This is a genomic window from Salipaludibacillus aurantiacus, assembly GCF_900111295.1.
Classification (GTDB): domain Bacteria; phylum Bacillota; class Bacilli; order Bacillales; family Salisediminibacteriaceae; genus Salipaludibacillus; species Salipaludibacillus aurantiacus.
The window spans coordinates 84,238-101,419 of the sequence record NZ_FOGT01000003.1 but is presented as its reverse complement, the minus strand read 5'-3'; the positions used below and the strand labels follow the sequence as shown (position 1 = coordinate 101,419).

Below are 17,182 nucleotides of genomic sequence, written 5' to 3'. Positions count from 1 at the left end.
TTTTTGCTGTTAACATATAGAAGATTAATTCTGACACAGGCAACAGGAATTGGCGGTGAGCCAAGTTTTTTATGGTGATTTTTTAATTTATTGAGCAAAATAAAAAGGCATATCACTAACATAAGTGACTGCCTTTTACTGTTACGCAGAAAGTTCGTTTAAACGCTTTTGTAAACGTGACTTCTGGCGGTTTGCTGCGTTTTTATGGAAAATACCTCTGTTTGCAGCTTTATCAATTTTCTTAGTAGCTGTAAGGAATGCTTCTTTAGCACCCTCTACATCTTTTTGATCAGCTTTTGTGTTAAAAACTTTGATTGATCTACGAAGGTCGGATTTAAATGAAGCATTCTGAGCTCGTTGCTTTTCAATAGTTCGACCACGTTTGATAGCAGATTTAATGTTTGCCATCTGTTTCACCTCCTCGATGCAACCGTAATAACGTTTCGTTTTGCGTGCAACAATAAGGATTGTACCAAAATGAAATTTAATTTGCAATAACATTTTCCAATGTTAACAAGACATCAGTATTCTCAATAAGAAAGGGTTGAAGCAAATGCCGGAATTGGATTTATCCCAATATCAGGTCAGGACAGATTTAGCTGTAGAAGCTCATTCATTGGCAAAGGAAAAAAAAGAGAGACAGGAACCGGCTGAACAGACAGGAGTAAACATTCAGGAAAAAGATGTGGATGGCGTATATATTACGTATGTAACGATTGAAGAGACAGCTTCTGAGCAATTAGGGAAAAAAGCAGGAAAGTATATTACTTTGCAGATTGACGGGATCAGGCAGAAAGACACTGAACTTCAACGAAGAGCGCAGGAGGTTTTTGCGCGGGAATTTGCAGATTTTTTAACCTCGTTGGGTATAGAGCCTCACCACACGTGTCTTATCGTTGGACTGGGAAACTGGAATGTGACTCCGGATGCTCTCGGTCCGCTTGTGACTGAAAACCTTTTAGTGACAAAACATCTGTTTGAACTGCAGCCGGAAAACGTTCAAGAAGGTTTTAGGCCGGTGAGCGCGATTTCACCTGGAGTGATGGGGCTGACAGGCGTGGAAACAAGCGATATCATTTTGGGGGTCGCCGGGAAAGTCAAACCGGATTTTATAATTGCGCTTGATGCATTAGCTGCAAGGTCTATTGAAAGAGTGAACACGACCATTCAGATTTCAGACTCTGGTATACATCCAGGCTCTGGTGTCGGCAATAAAAGAAAAGAGATTTCCAAAGAAGTTTTGGGTGTCCCGGTTATAGCCATAGGTGTCCCGACAGTTGTTGATGCTGTCTCTATAACAAGCGACACTATTGACTTTTTGTTAAAACATTTTGGCAGGGAGATAAGAGAAGGAAACCAGCCGAAGCGTGCCCTCACACCTGCTGGAATGACATTTGGTGAAAAGCGAAAGCTAACTGAAGAAGATTTGCCGGGGGAAAAAGAAAGGGAGCTTTATATGGGAATAGTAGGAGGTCTGGAAGACCAGGAAAAGAGGCAGCTGATTAAGGAAGTGTTAGCTCCGCTCGGTCACAACTTAATGGTTACCCCAAAAGAGGTAGATGAATTTATTGAAGACATGGCCAATTTACTGGCGCAAGGTTTAAATGATGCTTTGCATAAGAATGTTACAAATCAAAATTCAGGCTCTTACACTCATTAAAAATAGGTTCTTCATCCTCTCTTAAAGCATAGTATAGATTAAGGACAGGCTATAAGAGAGGGTGGGAACGTTGAAAAAACCTTATACATACGGAAGGCGTCCCGTCAACAGACACTGGAAAAGGACAAGCTTTCAAAAAACATTCGTCTCACTTGTGTTAGGCGTTATTTTTATTTTTTTTACAACAGCTACATTAACGGCTCTGGGACCCGGCTACACGCTGACTTCAGCCTCAGTTAACAAAATGAGCGAACATATACCTCTTGAAACTCTCGTCTACGTTTTAGGAAGTGAAAACCGGTACTTTCAGCAGGCGCTTCCGGACGGGCATGAACCGCCTTCCATGACGCCTGTGCTGTTTGAACTTGCGACTAACCTCAATCCTGATGATCCGAGGAGTCTTCTTGGGAGGGAATTGCCGGGTTTTTCTTTATTTGACGGACGAATCATTACAGCCGGGGAAGGGGTCGATTACACAAATATGCCAATTGAATCGTCTCCTCCAATGGAAGTCCTTCTGGCCGAAAGAGAGGCGTCTACGGAGAGAATAGAAGAACTGGCTGATTTAAAACAGTCAGTAGCTGAGACGGAGAGTGTAGAGGACCTCCCTGTCACTGTTCATATTGTTCATTCGCATAACCGCGAGTCTTACCTCCCTGAATTACAGGATGCTTCAGACCCGTTCCATGAGACTGTTAATATCACACTTGTAGGCGAAAGACTGGGCATTGAGCTGGCTAAGCACGGCATTCGGGCGGAAGTGGATACGACCGATATTGGTGCCAAACTGAATGAACGGAAGTGGCATTTCAGCCAATCCTATGAGGTCTCCCGTGAAATAGTGGAAGAAGCGGTGAGCGGAGAGGAAGATATCCAATTCTTTTTTGACTTACATCGTGATTCTCAGTCAAGAGAAGTCACAACAGTGGAAATGAACGGGGAAAAATATGCAAAAACATTATTTGTAATAGGCGAAAACAACCCGAACTATGAAAAAAATGAAGCGTTAGCGCTTAAGCTGCATCAAAAATTACAGAACCAGTATTACGGATTAAGCAGAGGAATATTCGCCCCGCCTGTAAGCGCAAGCGGCCGTAACGGTGTATACAATCAGGATCTCTCCTCCAACTCTCTTCTTGTGGAGTTTGGCGGAGTTGAAAATTCACTGGAAGAAGTATACAGATCAGTGGAATTATTTGCTGAAGTATTCAGTGAATTCTACTGGGAGCAGCAAACTGAAGAATAAATGACAGGGGGTGGTGCTATGAGCCAGATATTCTTACGGGGGGTTATATTATCAGCGGTTCTGATGTTCGGGTTTATACTTGGGGTTATTTATTCTGACCAGGAGACAGATCTTACAGCTGACCGGTTTAATGTCATTAAAACAGAAGAAAATCCAGAACCGGAAGAGGGAGAAGAAAAGCTTAAATTCAAAGTAAAGGAAACTCCTTCTAATATTATCGAAATGGAAGAAAGTGAAGGTCTTGTAGTCTATCATAATAACAGCCACGAAGAGATTCAGGATCTTTTGGATGAGCCCCTGCCTCTTTATGTCGAAAAATCAGACACCGATTATCTAAAGAGAGAGCCAAGCCCGTTATTTTCAGAGTTAGGTATAAAAACGGCTGAGGCGTTCGAGCAGGCATTCAGTAAAATGTTTTCCCTGATTGACTAATTGGTCATTCCCCTATTTATTCGATTGATTATATGTAAAGTTGAACGTTTGCTGTCATTCTTGCTATAATAAAAGATAGTGCATTTATCGGAGTATGGTAGGAGTGATAGTGAAATGAAACCTCAAGATAGAATACAAAGACGGGATAAAATTAGAAACTTCTCGATTATTGCTCACATTGACCATGGCAAATCAACGTTAGCTGATCGTATATTAGAAAAAACAAGTGCGCTTACCCAGCGTGAAATGAAAAATCAGATGCTTGATGCGATGGACCTGGAGCGGGAGCGGGGAATTACTATTAAATTAAACGCTGTCCAGTTGACTTACAAAGCTAATGATGGCGAAGAATACATTTTTCATCTAATAGATACACCGGGACACGTAGATTTTGCTTATGAAGTTTCCCGCAGTTTAGCTGCTTGTGAGGGCGCGCTCCTTATAGTGGACGCAGCCCAGGGAATTGAAGCGCAGACACTTGCCAATGTTTATTTAGCGCTTGATAACGATCTGGAAATTCTTCCGGTGATTAATAAAATAGATTTACCAAGTGCGGAACCGGACCGGGTAAAACAGGAAGTAGAGGATGTTATCGGTTTGCCTATGGATGACTGCCTTCTCGCGTCAGCTAAAAATGGAATAGGTATTGATGATATTCTTGAATCTGTTGTTAAACACGTTCCTGCACCTGACGGGGACCCTGAAGCGCCTCTTAAGGCTATGATCTTTGATTCACTTTATGACCCTTACCGGGGAGTAATTGTCTACATGCGTATTGTAGAAGGAACGGTTAAACCAGGAGAAAAAATTAAAATGATGGCCACTGGAAAAGAGTTTGAGGTTCAGGAAATTGGCGTCTTTACACCAAAGCCGGTATCAAAAGAAGAACTGACTGTTGGTGATGTTGGCTTTATGATAGCTTCCATAAAAAATGTCAGCGACAGCCGGGTAGGGGATACCGTCACTCACGCTGAAACGCCGACAGCGGAGCCTCTGCCGGGTTACCGAAGACTCAATCCAATGGTTTTCTGCGGCCTTTACCCTGTTGATACAAATGACTATAACGGGTTACGGGAAGCTTTGGAAAAGCTTGAACTTAATGATGCCGCCTTGCAATTTGAGGCTGAAACCTCCCAGGCGCTTGGCTTTGGCTTCCGCTGCGGATTTCTAGGTTTGCTTCATATGGAAATTATTCAGGAGCGAATTGAACGGGAATTTGATATTGACCTTATAACTACCGCGCCAAGCGTAGTGTATGAAGTGCAATTAACGGATGGCGAATCAGTCAGAATAGACAATCCTGCTGAAATGCCTGATGCCCAGAAAGTAGAGAGTGTCCAGGAACCTTATGTTAAAGCGGAAGTAATGGTGCCTAATGACTTCGTCGGACCGGTAATGGAATTGTGCCAGAAAAAACGCGGGGACTATGTGGATATGAAATATCTTGATGCCAACCGTGTAAATATCGTTTATGAGCTTCCGTTATCGGAAATTGTTTATGACTTTTTTGATACATTAAAATCAAGTACAAAAGGATATGCTTCTTTCGATTATGAATTAATCGGTTATAAAGAAAGCCGGCTTGTGAAAATGGATATACTGCTAAATGGGGAAAAAATTGATGCCCTGTCGGTGATTGTCCATAGGGATACGGCGTATGATAGAGGTAAAAATATCGTTGAGAAATTGAAGGAACTGATCCCTCGCCAGCAGTTCGAAGTGCCTGTTCAGGCCAGTATTGGACAGAAAATCATCGCCCGTTCTACCATAAAAGCGATGCGTAAAAATGTTCTCGCTAAATGTTACGGGGGAGACATTTCCCGTAAACGGAAGCTTCTTGAAAAGCAGAAAGAAGGAAAGAAGCGGATGAAGAATGTCGGGAACGTGGAAGTTCCTCAGGAAGCGTTTATGTCCGTTCTGAGTATGGATGAAAATAAGTAGACACGCCCAGACCGCAGAATCTCTGCGGTCTGTCCGTTTTGTTTAAAGTGAGGTGAATAACAGTGCCAAAGTCTCTATATGTTCATGTGCCTTTCTGTGAACAGATTTGCCACTACTGTGATTTTAATAAGTTTTACCTTAAAAATCAGCCTGTTGATGAATACCTTGAGCTTTGCAGACAGGAGATGGAGCATACAATCAGCACATTTCCCTCCGGCCCTGTATCTACTATTTATGTGGGCGGGGGAACTCCTACCTCTTTAAGCACTGAGCAGCTGAAGTTTCTCCTTGAATCAATAAAAAATACTTTTCCTTTAGAAGCTGACCCTGAATGGACAGTTGAAGTGAATCCGGGGAGTGCAGAGGAAGAAAAACTGGCAATGTTGCAGGAAACAGGGGTTAACAGGCTGAGTATAGGGGCACAGACATTTGATAAAGATTTGTTGAAAACAATTAACCGCGACCACCAGCCTGGGGATATCGAAACAACGGTAGAGTTAAGCCATAAAGCAGGGATACACAATTTGTCTGTAGATATGATGTTCGGTCTTCCGAATCAGACAATGGAGCAGTGGACAGATTCGCTGCTTGAGATCACACGTCTTCCTATTCAGCATATAAGTGCTTATTCGCTGAAGGTGGAAGAAAAAACGGTGTTTTATCAGTTATTAAGAAAGGGTAAACTTCCGTTGCCGGGAGAAGAGTCAGAAGCCGCTATGTATGAATATATGCAGGAAAAATTGCAAGAACACCAGTTTGTTCATTATGAGATCAGTAACTTTGCAAAGGAAGGTTATGAGAGCCGCCATAATCTGACGTACTGGAACAATCAGGAATATTACGGAGCAGGGGCTGGGGCACACAGTTACACGGACGGTGTCAGACGGGTCAATCATGGGCCTCTCCCTAAATATATGAAAGCAGTATCTGAAAACAGACTTCCTTATCTTGAAGAGCACCCCGTCTCGATTAAGGAACAAATGGAAGAACAGATGTTTATGGGACTTCGAAAGTTGGAAGGCGTCTCATTAAAAGAGTTTCACAACAGGTTTGGCAGACAGGTTACAGACGTTTTTGAAGGTGCAGTTCAACATTTGCTTAACCGCGGCCTGCTGGAAATAAGCGGGGACAGAATAAAACTGACTAAAAACGGTCTTCTCCTTGGGAATGAGGTGTTTGAACAGTTTCTTCTAACTGACTGAGCTGTTTTTTTCTTAAGAATGAACTCTCTCCGTTGACAACAGGAATCCTTCTTTGGTAACTTATATTATAGATTTAGCACTCGGCATCTAAGAGTGCTAACAGGGGGGATTTAAATGTTGACAGAGCGTCAGTTGATGATCCTTAAAGCGATCGTAAATGACTATATTACGAATGCGGAACCTGTAGGCTCAAGAAGTGTTTCAAAACGGGAAGATATTAATTATAGTCCCGCCACCATCAGAAATGAGATGTCTGATCTTGAAGAACTTGGTTTTTTGGAGAAACCGCACAGCTCTGCAGGGAGAATACCTTCTCAAAAGGGATACCGTTATTATGTTGACCATCTTTTATCTCCGTCCAAGCTGAGTAAGAGAGATATGTCAGATATTCAAACGTTGTTAACAAACCGGTTTAATGAATTTGAGCAGGTTATTCAGCAGGCAGCAAAAGTACTGTCCAACTTAACGAGTTATACGTCTATCGTGTTGGGGCCTGAAGTATTTGAGTCTACTTTAAGGCAGATTCAGCTCATTCCAATTTCCGATAATCAGGCTGTCGTTATCATTGTGACGGATACAGGCCACGTGGAAAACCAGACTGTCCATTTTCCGGGTACTCTTGAAAGTGCTGAACTCGAAAAAGTAGTTAATATATTAAATAAACGTCTGCGAGGCGTCCCGCTGGTACAATTAAAAGAAAAGCTTACAGAGGAAATTTCAAGTATTTTAAAGCAGTACATCAACCAGTACGAATCTACGGTTGAGATGCTTCTTGAAGTCTTCCGGACACACCAGAATGAAAAAGTTTTCTACGGCGGGAAAACGAATATATTAAGCCAGCCTGAATTTCATGACGTAGAACGAGTAAGGAATATTCTTAACATTTTTGAAGAAGATGCTCTCGTCTCTAAGCTTTTCCGTTCTGATGACCACGGACTGACAATTAAGATTGGAGAAGAAAACCATTTTGAGCCGTTTGCTGACTGCACGATTATTACCGCAACCTATTCCTTGGACGGTAAGCATATGGGTACCGTTGGTATTTTAGGGCCTACCAGAATGGAATACCCCCGAGTAATAAGTATTATGGATTATTTGTCCAAAGATATGACTAAGCTGTTAACAGCATGGTATCAGAAAAACAGCTAATTACTTTGAAATGAGCGGCTCCTTCCTCATAAAGATGAAGGGGCTCTTACAGTGATTAATTAAGGAGGTGAGAACCTTGGGTAACGAAACTAACCGTGAATTTGATGATGTCACATATGAAGAAAAACAGACACATGAAGAGGTGTCTCAGAAAACCTCTGAAGGAGAAGGTTCAGAGGAAGAGCTTAAGCAGGAGGAACAGCATCAGGAAGAAGTGGATTCTGCTGAAGAATCTCAGGATTCTGAAGTGAAACAGCTTGAACTGAAGCTTGAGGAAGCGACAAACAGAATGTTACGTATTCAGGCAGACTATGATAATTTCCGGCGCCGTACGAAACAGGAGAAAGAATCGGCTGCTAAATATAAATCACAAAGTCTGGCGGAGAAACTCCTTCCTGCTTTGGATAACTTTGAAAGAGGAATGGCGATCACTCCTCAGGAAGAAGAAACGAAGAGTTTATTAAAAGGAATGGACATGGTTTACCGTCAAATTAAGAATGCTTTAGAAGAAGAAGGTATTAGTGAAATTGACGCTGTTGGTCAGCCATTTGACCCTCACTACCATCAGGCGGTGATGCAAGTCGAAACAGATGATTATGGTTCAAATATTGTCGTAGAAGAAATGCAGAAAGGCTATCAGCTTAAAGACCGTGTCATTCGACCAGCTATGGTAAAAGTTAATGCATAACTACATATGCAATGAATAGGAGGAATTTTTAATGAGTAAAGTAATTGGAATTGATTTAGGAACAACTAACTCTTGTGTGGCTGTAATGGAAGGTGGAGAATCTACTGTTATTGCTAACGCAGAAGGTGCGAGAACGACCCCGTCTGTCGTTTCATTTAAAGACGGTGAGCGTCAGGTTGGGGAAGTAGCTAAGCGTCAAATGATTACCAACCCTAACACGATTACATCTATTAAGCGCCATATGGGCTCCGATTATAAAGTGGAGGCTGAAGGAAAAGAATATACACCACAGGAGATTTCGGCAATTATTCTTCAAAAATTAAAAAGTGATGCTGAAGCTTACTTAGGGGAAACTGTTTCAAAAGCTGTTATTACAGTTCCTGCTTACTTCAATGATTCTCAGCGACAGGCAACGAAGGACGCGGGTAGAATCGCCGGTCTGGAAGTAGAGAGAATCGTTAATGAGCCGACAGCAGCAGCATTAGCTTACGGCCTTGATAAAGAAGAAGACCAGACGATCCTTGTGTATGACCTTGGCGGTGGAACGTTTGACGTTTCAATTCTTGAACTTGGGGACGGCTTCTTCGAAGTAAAAGCAACCTCCGGAGACAACAAATTAGGCGGAGACGACTTTGACCAGGTCATTATTGACCACCTCGTTGAAGAGTTTAAAAAAGACAACGGTATCGACCTTTCACAGGACAAAATGGCTCTTCAGCGTCTTAAAGATGCCGCTGAAAAAGCGAAAAAAGATTTATCCGGTGTTTCCCAGACTCAAATCAGTCTGCCATTTATTACTGCGGACCAATCCGGACCTAAACACTTAGAACTTAATTTGACACGCGCCAAGTTTGAAGAACTCTCTTCCCAACTTGTTGAAAGAACAATGGGACCAACACGCCGTGCTTTACAAGATGCCGGACTATCTGCTGGAGAAGTAGATAAAGTGGTTCTAGTCGGTGGTTCTACACGTATTCCTGCTGTTCAGGAAGCAATTAAGAAAGTAGCCGGCAAAGACCCTCATAAAGGGGTGAACCCTGATGAAGTTGTCGCACTAGGTGCCGCTATTCAGGCAGGTGTTCTCACAGGGGATGTAAAAGACGTTGTATTATTAGATGTTACTCCGCTATCTCTTGGAATTGAAACTATGGGAGGCGTCTTTACAAAACTAATTGAAAGAAATACAACCATCCCTACAAGTAAATCGCAAACATTCTCAACTGCAGCTGATAACCAGCCATCTGTAGATATCCATGTGCTTCAGGGTGAACGTGAAATGGCTGCAAATAATAAAACTCTTGGCCGTTTCCAATTAACAGATATCCCGCCCGCACCACGAGGCGTGCCTCAAATTGAAGTGACATTCGATATCGATGCGAACGGTATTGTGAATGTCCGGGCGAAAGACCTTGGAACTAACAAAGAACAGTCTATTACTATTACCTCTTCTTCCGGTCTGTCAGACGAAGAAGTAGAACAAATGGTTAAAGACGCTGAAGAAAACGCTGAAGCGGATAAGAAACGCCGTGAAGAAGTAGATCTTCGCAATGAGGCTGACCAGCTTGTCTTCACTACTGAAAAAACATTAAAGGATCTTGGAGAAGACAACGTAGATCCTGCAGATAAAGAGAAGGCCGAGGCTGCCAAAGAAAAAGTGAAAGAAGCCCTTGAAGGTGAAGATATTGAAGCGATCCGTTCAGCAAAAGACGAGCTTCAGGAAGTCGTTACACAGCTTTCCACAAAACTTTACGAGCAGGCTGCGCAGCAGGCTCAGGAACAGCAAGGTGGAGAAGGACAAGAAGACAGTGCAGACGATAACGTAGTCGATGCAGATTATGAAGAAGTTAATGAAGACGACAAAAAACAGTAATTTCTAACGAAGCAGAGTGAAAAGTCAAAGTCAGGAGTTCCTTGGCTTTGACTTTTTTCACGACTGGAGTGCAGGAAGAAGTCTATCTGATCTCTTGCCTGTTTGAGTGGTGAATGATAAGATATTCGTTATGGATTAAACTCGGGAGTGAGAAGCATGAGCAAGCGAGATTTTTATGATGTTCTTGGGGTTGATCAAGGAGCATCCGAAGCAGAAATAAAGAAAGCGTACCGGAAGCTGGCTCGGAAATACCACCCGGACGTCAATAAAGAAGCAGACGCGGAAGAGAAATTCAAGGAAGTTAAAGAAGCTTATGATACATTAAGCGATTCCCAAAAACGTGCCCACTACGACCAATTTGGACATACTGATCCAAACCAAGGATTCGGTGGAGCAGGCGCAGGGGATTTCGGCGGATTTAGTGATATATTCGATATGTTCTTCGGCGGAGGAGGAAGAAGAGACCCGAATGCGCCTCGCCAGGGAGCGGATATGCAGTATACTATGACTCTGGAGTTTAAAGAGGCAGTTTTCGGCAAAGAAACAGATATTGAGATTCCGCGTGAAGAAACATGCGAAACCTGTGATGGATCCGGTGCAAAAGAAGGCACCTCACCGGAAACCTGTCAGCATTGCGGGGGATCCGGACAGATGAACGTGGAACAGAACACTCCTTTCGGCCGTGTCGTTAACCGCCGTGTATGTCACCACTGCAGCGGTACAGGCCAATTTATTAAACATAAATGCCGTACGTGCGGCGGTCAGGGGAAAGTAAAAAAACGAAAGAAAATCCATGTCAAAATTCCTGCCGGTGTGGACACAGGCCAGCAAATACGTGTAGCAGGACAAGGCGAGGGTGGAGTAAACGGAGGTCCTCCTGGAGACCTGTTTGTTGTCTTTAATGTTAAGTCGCACGAATTCTTCAAACGGGACGGCGACGACATTTTCTGTGAAATGCCAATTACTTTCGTGCAGGCAGCACTTGGCGACGAGATTGAAGTGCCTACCTTGAAAGGGAAAGTTAAGTTAAAAGTACCTGCAGGTACCCAAACAGGCACACATTTTCGTCTGCGCGGCAAAGGCGTGCCGAATGTCAGAGGAATGGGGCAGGGTGATCAGCATATCCAAATGAAAATTATCACCCCTAAGAATCTTACTGAACGGCAGAAAGAGCTTCTTCGCGAGTTTTCTGACATAAGCGGCAATGAAGCACCAGATGAACAGAATCATAATTTTTTTGAGAAAGTAAAAAGAGCTTTTAAAAGCTTCGGATAATTAATAGACAGAGAGGGCTGGTTTGATGAAATGGTCTGAAATATGCATTCATACAACCCAGGAAGCGGTGGAACCTGTGAGCCATATTCTCCATGAGGCTGGAGCAAGCGGAGTGGTCATTGAGGATCCGGACGACCTTTACCGCGATTGGGAAACAACATATGGAGAAATTTATGAGCTGTCGCCAGGTGATTACCCTGAAGAAGGTGTATTACTCAAAGCTTATCTTCCTGTGAACAGCTTCTTAGGTGAAGCTGTGGAAGAAATTAAAGAGGCCATTAACCAGCTCCTCGTCTACGATATTGATTTAGGCAACAATAAAGTGACTTTAAGTGAGGTAAATGAGGAAGAATGGGCGACAGCATGGAAAAAATATTATAAACCTGTTAAAGTTTCTGATCATATTACGATCACTCCTACTTGGGAGGACTATTCGCCGGTCCAGGACAGTGAAATTATTATAGAACTTGATCCTGGAATGGCTTTTGGAACAGGAACTCACCCGACGACAGTTCTTTGCATACAAGCGCTTGAACGCCACTTAAATCAAGGAGATATGGTCCTGGATGTAGGAACCGGTACAGGTGTCCTCAGTATTGCCGCAGCAAAACTGGGAGCCTCCCAGGTTGATGCCCTTGACCTTGATGAAGTAGCGGTTAAATCAGCCAAAATTAATACTAAACTTAATAAAGTGCACGATAAAGTAAGCGTCAGACAAAACAATTTACTTGAAAACACTGACCATTCCCCTGATTTAATTGTTGCCAATATCCTGGCAGAAGTCATCACAGGGATGAGCGGGGAAGCTTTCGCTTCGTTAAAACCAGGGGGGAAGCTTATTACTTCCGGCATTATTCAGACGAAAAGGGAAATGGTGAGAGAGGCACTGCAATCTTCAGGTTTTTATATTGAAGAAATTATTGAAATGGAAGACTGGCTTTCTTTTACGGCCAAAAAACCGGAGTAGATAGTATGCAGAGGTATTTTTTAAGTAATCAGCATTTTAATGATGACTATGTTATGATGGATGGCGATGAGGCCAGGCATATTAGCCGGGTAATGAGAATGCGGGCAGGCGATCAAGTTATTTGCTGTAACGGAGAAGGTGTCTGTTTTGTCTGCAGCCTTGAAGAAGTCTCTCCCGAAAGGGTAAGAGCATCTCTCGTTAAAAGGATTGAATACTCAGCAGAGCTTCCTGTCCACGTTAGTCTTGCTCATGGTCTGCCTAAAGGTGACAAACTGGAGCTTGTTATTCAGAAAGGGACCGAACTGGGAGCAGGCGGAATTATTCCGTTTGAAGCAGAACGGTCTGTAGTTAAATGGGATAAGAAAAAAGAGAAGAAGAAACTGGAACGATGGAATAAAATTGCTAAGGAAGCGAGTGAACAGTCCCACCGCAGTCTTGTGCCGCGGGTTGAATCTGTTCATTCTTTCAAGGAACTTCTTAACCGCTTTACTTCATATTCTTATGTCATAATCGCCTATGAAGAAGATGCGAAGACTGATGAGAAAAGCCAATTCCGTCAAACGCTGGAACTGGTAAAGCCGGGGGACCGTCTATTGCTTGTCACCGGCCCTGAAGGAGGTTTTTCTGATCGGGAAGTACAAGTGATGAAAGAAGCAGGGGCAATCAGCTGTGCTTTTGGCCCGCGTATACTGAGGAGTGAGACAGCTCCATTTTACGGCTTATCAGCCATATCTTATCATTTAGAATTATCGGGGTGAGTTTAATGCCAAGTGTTGCTTTCCATACATTAGGATGTAAAGTTAATCATTATGAAACAGAGGCTATCTGGCAGCTGTTTCATAAGGCAGGTTATGAAAAAACTGAATACGAACAAATTGCAGACGTATACGTGATTAATACGTGTACGGTGACCAATACCGGAGATAAAAAAAGCCGTCAGGTTATTAGACGGGCAATCCGCAAAAACCCGGATGCGGTAGTATGTGTGACAGGATGCTATGCACAAACCTCCCCGGCTGAAGTAATGGCTATTCCCGGTGTTGATATTGTTGTCGGCACGCAGGACCGTCATAAGCTCATTGATTATATTGAGGAGTACCGTGTCAGCAGGGAGCCGATTAATGGCGTAGGCAACATAATGAAGGCAAGAGTGTACGAAGAACTGGACGTGCCTTCATTTACAGACAGAACCAGGGCTTCTTTGAAAATTCAGGAAGGGTGCAATAACTTTTGTACCTTCTGCATTATTCCTTGGGCGAGAGGCCTGATGCGCTCAAGACAGCCTCAAGATGTCCTTGAGCAGGCTGAGCAGCTTGTGCATGCAGGATACAAAGAAATTGTACTGACCGGCATTCATACCGGCGGTTACGGGGAAGACATGAAAGATTACAGTCTTGCTGATTTATTAGCCGACCTGGAGAAGGTGGAGGGCTTAAAAAGGATCCGTATTTCTTCAATTGAAGCCAGTCAGATAACTGATGATGTTATACAAGTTATAAATGACTCAAACAAAATTGTACGCCATCTCCACGTCCCGCTTCAGTCAGGGTCGGATACTGTATTAAAACGTATGCGCCGTAAATACACGGCGGAATTTTATAAAGAGCGAGTTGACAGACTGAAGAAAGCTTTGCCGGGGCTAGCTGTAACATCTGATGTCATCGTCGGTTTTCCTGGGGAAACGGATAAGGAATTTAACGAAACAGCTGATTTCATCAGAAAAATCGGATTTTCGGAACTTCACGTCTTTCCTTATTCAAAACGTACAGGAACGCCTGCTGCACGAATGGAAGATCAAGTAGATGACCAGGTAAAGAATAAGCGGGTCCATTACTTAATCGAGCTGTCTAATCAGCAGGCAAAAGAATACGCTTCTTATTACGAGGGGCAGGTTCTGGAAATGATTCCAGAAGAAAAGGACAAAGAAAACCCGGCTTATCTAACAGGTTATACAGATAATTATATGAAAGTAAAAGTTCCTTTGGATACCTCAATGATTGGTGAAATTGTAAAGGTTAAAATCGATCAGGCAGGCTACCCTTATAACATAGGTTCTTTTGTTAAAGCAGAAAAAGATTTACGAAAAACCGTGACTAGTTAATAGTCAGGCAGGAGCTGTCCCAAAAGTATCACTTTTGAGGATGGCTCTTTTAATTATATTAACAGCCCGTTTTGACTGTCTGGTGAGGAGTCAGGAACGAGTATCGGTTCAGCTCTTTGATATACATCTGCAATTTAAGGAAGTGATTGATATCATTTCATAATAGAAAAACGGACTGATAGGTTAACGGATATGTCCGTGTATTTTTTGCACGATATACGCCAGATGTCCGGCAAACGGAAGAAAAAGCAGGGAGCTGGCGGCATTAAACAGGAAAGCAGCATGTGCGAGCTGCTGAGCAGGAGAAGGGCTTGTCAATGAGACAATCGCCGAAAACCAGTCAATAAACGGCAAAATGAGAAGGACGCCAATAATATTTACCCATATATGTGCATATGCTGTGAGCTTTGCTTCTTTTGATCCTCCAAAACTTGCAAACCAGGCGGTGATGCAGGTGCCGATATTAGCGCCGAGCATAATAGATATGGCAGCAGGAAGCCCTAAGATGTGTTCATTCATAAAACTCATCGCCATAGCAGTCACGACGGAGCTTGATTGAATAACACTGCTTAAAATGATGCCGGCTAAAATACCGATATGTGAATTGTCACTTGTTGAAGTGAACCAGTTATAAACAGAAGGAATGGATGACAGCGGATAAGCAAGACTTTCAAATCCTTGCATAGCGACGATCATTGTGGCAAAACCAAAAAAAAGACAGCCGAGAGCAAAATTATTCTCTGTCTTGGAAAATAGCAAAATAACACCAATAACTAAACACGGCATTATAAAAGATGACAGATCGTAAGCGAGAATTTCAAGCGTCGCTACAGTTCCTATATTAGCCCCAAGCATAATACCAACAGAATGCTTAAAAGACAATATACCCGCCGCTACGAGCCCTACAGTTATGACCATAACTGCTGAACTGCTCTGGACCACTGTAGCAACAAGCGTCCCGGCAATTAAGCCTTTCCACGGCCGGTCTACAAACCTTGTGAGAATTTCCGGCAGAGAAGACCTGAAGCGGACCATTAATCCGTGTCTGAGCACTGTCATACCGAATAAAAAAAGAGCAAGATATATTGCAAATAAGGTGATCCATTCATTCATTTTCTCTCCCCCTCAAAACCACTATATGGGGAAAGGTGGACAAGGATGACTAATCACTTATTTAAATATAAGATTAAAATTTTTAACGTCTATTTAGTGCTCATAAGTTGACCATAAGTTCCCATTCGTATATAATCAACAAAGACATGCTAATTTCGCATGTTTCGATTGGTTGTTCGGAGGGAGGGATACAGAATGGCAGAAACTCGTGTGCGTAAAAATGAGTCTATCGATGCTGCTCTTCGTCGCTTTAAGAAAACGATGTCTAAGGAAGGTACGATGGCGGAAGTTAAGAAGCGAAAGCATTATGAAAAACCGAGCATTAAGCGTAAGAAAAAGTCTGAAGCAGCTCGTAAACGTAAGTTCTAATGAGAGGGTGTCAGTTCTTTGACTATTCTTGATCAGCTTAACGAAGATATGAAAGAAGCGATGCGGAATAAAGAGAAGCAACGCCTCTTGGTTATTCGTTCGGTGAAATCTTCTATACAGAATGAATCAATTAATAAGGGAAAAGAACTTACTGACGATGAAATCTTAACGGTTCTTAATCGTGAGATGAAACAACGTAAAGAATCCCTCCATGAATTTGAACAAGCAAACCGTCAGGATCTTGCTGATAAAACCAATGCTGAAATTCAGATATTAACTGAATATATGCCGTCACAGCTGACTGAAGAGGAACTCCAGCAAGTGGTTAATGAAACTATTGAAGAAGTTGGAGCTGAATCGAAAGCAGATATGGGAAAAGTGATGGGCGCTATTATGCCTAAAGTAAAAGGCCGCGCAGATGGTTCAAAAGTAAAAGAGCTTGTCCAACAGTCTTTATCATAATGTACGAAACGCCTTGTAACATACAAGGCGTTTTTATTTTTGGATAACGGCAGTAGATGGTTCCTCGCAATCCCCAGATCTTAAATGACTTTTTCAGGTGGCATAGGAGCATCTGTTAATAACGGTGAAGCAAGATGAATATTTTTTGGCAATTTAGGGTATCTACATTTATGACTTATGATTAAGGAGGATTCCTATGGCTAAAGAGTTATTTTACGTAGCATGGCATGGCGGTAGCTATATCAGACTTCAACCGGTAAAAACGGATACAAGAACTGTCCAGTATGAAGTTGAGGCAGATGAACAGGAAAAACAGCAACTTGAACAGTTAATAGCTCAAGTAAATAAGAACGATGTGATACAGGAGCATATTTTTGTAAGGCCGTTCGATGAGTATCAGGATGATTTGGATAAAAGTGAATTTCAAGATGAGGTAAGAGAGTTATTCCAGTTGATTTATGAGCTGGGGACAGAAAAAACGAGAGACTATTTAAAAAATCTTGATGATGCCAATTAATTCTAAAAAAGAAACTGACCGCTGCGTCAGTTTCTTTTTTTAGGCCTTGCAGAACCGTCCTCTGATTATTCAACTGGATTATTTGTGTGTTAGTTGAAGCTTTAAGAGTATGTTAAAGCCCTGTTGATGATTGGCAGTTTGTCACTGAAAACGAGCGGGGCGGCACAGGGTGAAATAATTATAAAATACA

The 17,182-nt window shown here is 42.6% G+C and carries 17 protein-coding genes; 15 read left to right on the top strand and 2 right to left on the bottom strand.

Annotated elements, in window-relative coordinates; genetic code table 11:
- Positions 1–141: 141 nt before the first annotated feature.
- On the bottom strand, positions 142–408 hold the full coding sequence (gene rpsT, locus BMW59_RS04360) for a 30S ribosomal protein S20 (RefSeq protein ID WP_093047877.1): 267 nt from the start codon (positions 406–408) through the stop codon (positions 142–144).
- A 145-nt stretch (positions 409–553) separates the two neighbouring features.
- On the opposite strand from rpsT, the gene gpr reads away from it, so the two are divergent.
- The 12 genes from gpr to mtaB all read left to right on the top strand — a co-directional run bounded on the left by gpr (position 554) and on the right by mtaB (position 14,531).
- The gene (gene gpr / locus BMW59_RS04355) at positions 554–1,660 is read left to right on the top strand and encodes a GPR endopeptidase (RefSeq protein WP_093047875.1); all 1,107 of its coding nucleotides are present in this window, start codon (positions 554–556) and stop codon (positions 1,658–1,660) included.
- A gap of 70 nt (positions 1,661–1,730) precedes the next feature.
- Positions 1,731–2,906 carry a stage II sporulation protein P gene (gene spoIIP, locus BMW59_RS04350; protein ID WP_093047874.1) on the top strand — a complete coding sequence of 392 codons (1,176 nt, stop codon included), beginning with the start codon at positions 1,731–1,733 and terminating at the stop codon, positions 2,904–2,906.
- An 18-nt stretch (positions 2,907–2,924) separates the two neighbouring features.
- Positions 2,925–3,338 carry a hypothetical protein gene (locus BMW59_RS04345; RefSeq protein ID WP_093047873.1) on the top strand — a complete coding sequence of 138 codons (414 nt, stop codon included), beginning with the start codon at positions 2,925–2,927 and terminating at the stop codon, positions 3,336–3,338.
- A gap of 114 nt (positions 3,339–3,452) precedes the next feature.
- On the top strand, positions 3,453–5,279 hold the full coding sequence (lepA, locus tag BMW59_RS04340) for a translation elongation factor 4 (RefSeq protein WP_093047872.1): 1,827 nt from the start codon (positions 3,453–3,455) through the stop codon (positions 5,277–5,279).
- A 62-nt stretch (positions 5,280–5,341) separates the two neighbouring features.
- Positions 5,342–6,481, top strand: a complete 1,140-nt coding sequence (hemW, locus tag BMW59_RS04335) for a radical SAM family heme chaperone HemW (RefSeq protein ID WP_093047871.1) — start codon at positions 5,342–5,344, stop codon at positions 6,479–6,481.
- A 114-nt stretch (positions 6,482–6,595) separates the two neighbouring features.
- Positions 6,596–7,630, top strand: coding sequence for a heat-inducible transcriptional repressor HrcA (gene hrcA / locus BMW59_RS04330; RefSeq protein WP_093047870.1), 1,035 nt, complete (start codon positions 6,596–6,598; stop codon positions 7,628–7,630).
- 76 nt (positions 7,631–7,706) lie between these two features.
- On the top strand, positions 7,707–8,318 hold the full coding sequence (gene grpE / locus BMW59_RS04325) for a nucleotide exchange factor GrpE (RefSeq protein ID WP_093047869.1): 612 nt from the start codon (positions 7,707–7,709) through the stop codon (positions 8,316–8,318).
- A gap of 31 nt (positions 8,319–8,349) precedes the next feature.
- Positions 8,350–10,188 (top strand): molecular chaperone DnaK, encoded by a 1,839-nt coding sequence (gene dnaK, locus BMW59_RS04320; RefSeq protein ID WP_093047868.1) that lies wholly within the window; start codon positions 8,350–8,352, stop codon positions 10,186–10,188.
- Between the two features lie 156 nt (positions 10,189–10,344).
- The gene (gene dnaJ / locus BMW59_RS04315; RefSeq protein ID WP_093047865.1) at positions 10,345–11,463 is read left to right on the top strand and encodes a molecular chaperone DnaJ; all 1,119 of its coding nucleotides are present in this window, start codon (positions 10,345–10,347) and stop codon (positions 11,461–11,463) included.
- 25 nt (positions 11,464–11,488) lie between these two features.
- Positions 11,489–12,430: a 50S ribosomal protein L11 methyltransferase gene (prmA, locus tag BMW59_RS04310; RefSeq protein WP_093047864.1), complete on the top strand. Its 942-nt coding sequence runs from the start codon at positions 11,489–11,491 to the stop codon at positions 12,428–12,430.
- 5 nt (positions 12,431–12,435) lie between these two features.
- The gene (locus BMW59_RS04305; protein WP_093047862.1) at positions 12,436–13,188 is read left to right on the top strand and encodes a 16S rRNA (uracil(1498)-N(3))-methyltransferase; all 753 of its coding nucleotides are present in this window, start codon (positions 12,436–12,438) and stop codon (positions 13,186–13,188) included.
- Between the two features lie 5 nt (positions 13,189–13,193).
- The gene (gene mtaB, locus BMW59_RS04300) at positions 13,194–14,531 is read left to right on the top strand and encodes a tRNA (N(6)-L-threonylcarbamoyladenosine(37)-C(2))-methylthiotransferase MtaB (protein ID WP_093047860.1); all 1,338 of its coding nucleotides are present in this window, start codon (positions 13,194–13,196) and stop codon (positions 14,529–14,531) included.
- Positions 14,532–14,714: 183 nt separating this feature from the next.
- Here the strand turns inward: mtaB and BMW59_RS04295 are convergent, their stop codons facing one another.
- Positions 14,715–15,644, bottom strand: a complete 930-nt coding sequence (locus BMW59_RS04295) for a Na/Pi symporter (protein WP_093047858.1) — start codon at positions 15,642–15,644, stop codon at positions 14,715–14,717.
- A 195-nt stretch (positions 15,645–15,839) separates the two neighbouring features.
- Between BMW59_RS04295 and rpsU the strand changes: the two genes are divergently transcribed.
- The 3 genes from rpsU to BMW59_RS04280 all read left to right on the top strand — a co-directional run bounded on the left by rpsU (position 15,840) and on the right by BMW59_RS04280 (position 16,992).
- On the top strand, positions 15,840–16,013 hold the full coding sequence (gene rpsU, locus BMW59_RS04290) for a 30S ribosomal protein S21 (protein ID WP_093047857.1): 174 nt from the start codon (positions 15,840–15,842) through the stop codon (positions 16,011–16,013).
- An 18-nt stretch (positions 16,014–16,031) separates the two neighbouring features.
- The gene (locus BMW59_RS04285; protein WP_093047855.1) at positions 16,032–16,475 is read left to right on the top strand and encodes a GatB/YqeY domain-containing protein; all 444 of its coding nucleotides are present in this window, start codon (positions 16,032–16,034) and stop codon (positions 16,473–16,475) included.
- Positions 16,476–16,671: 196 nt separating this feature from the next.
- On the top strand, positions 16,672–16,992 hold the full coding sequence (locus BMW59_RS04280) for a hypothetical protein (protein ID WP_093047853.1): 321 nt from the start codon (positions 16,672–16,674) through the stop codon (positions 16,990–16,992).
- The last annotated feature ends 190 nt before the right edge of the window (positions 16,993–17,182 follow it).

What these genes read in the sequence shown, in the direction of transcription:
- dnaJ (WP_093047865.1), top strand. Translation starts at nt 10,345, where the DNA reads ATGAGCAAGCGAGATTTTTATGATGTTCTTGGGGTTGATCAAGGAGCA.
- lepA (WP_093047872.1), top strand. Translation starts at nt 3,453, where the DNA reads ATGAAACCTCAAGATAGAATACAAAGACGGGATAAAATTAGAAACTTC.
- dnaK (WP_093047868.1), top strand. Translation starts at nt 8,350, where the DNA reads ATGAGTAAAGTAATTGGAATTGATTTAGGAACAACTAACTCTTGTGTG.
- mtaB (WP_093047860.1), top strand. Translation starts at nt 13,194, where the DNA reads ATGCCAAGTGTTGCTTTCCATACATTAGGATGTAAAGTTAATCATTAT.
- BMW59_RS04305 (WP_093047862.1), top strand. Translation starts at nt 12,436, where the DNA reads ATGCAGAGGTATTTTTTAAGTAATCAGCATTTTAATGATGACTATGTT.
- rpsT (WP_093047877.1), bottom strand. Translation starts at nt 408, where the DNA reads ATGGCAAACATTAAATCTGCTATCAAACGTGGTCGAACTATTGAAAAG.
- BMW59_RS04295 (WP_093047858.1), bottom strand. Translation starts at nt 15,644, where the DNA reads ATGAATGAATGGATCACCTTATTTGCAATATATCTTGCTCTTTTTTTA.
- prmA (WP_093047864.1), top strand. Translation starts at nt 11,489, where the DNA reads ATGAAATGGTCTGAAATATGCATTCATACAACCCAGGAAGCGGTGGAA.
- rpsU (WP_093047857.1), top strand. Translation starts at nt 15,840, where the DNA reads ATGGCAGAAACTCGTGTGCGTAAAAATGAGTCTATCGATGCTGCTCTT.
- BMW59_RS04280 (WP_093047853.1), top strand. Translation starts at nt 16,672, where the DNA reads ATGGCTAAAGAGTTATTTTACGTAGCATGGCATGGCGGTAGCTATATC.
- hrcA (WP_093047870.1), top strand. Translation starts at nt 6,596, where the DNA reads ATGTTGACAGAGCGTCAGTTGATGATCCTTAAAGCGATCGTAAATGAC.
- gpr (WP_093047875.1), top strand. Translation starts at nt 554, where the DNA reads ATGCCGGAATTGGATTTATCCCAATATCAGGTCAGGACAGATTTAGCT.
- BMW59_RS04345 (WP_093047873.1), top strand. Translation starts at nt 2,925, where the DNA reads ATGAGCCAGATATTCTTACGGGGGGTTATATTATCAGCGGTTCTGATG.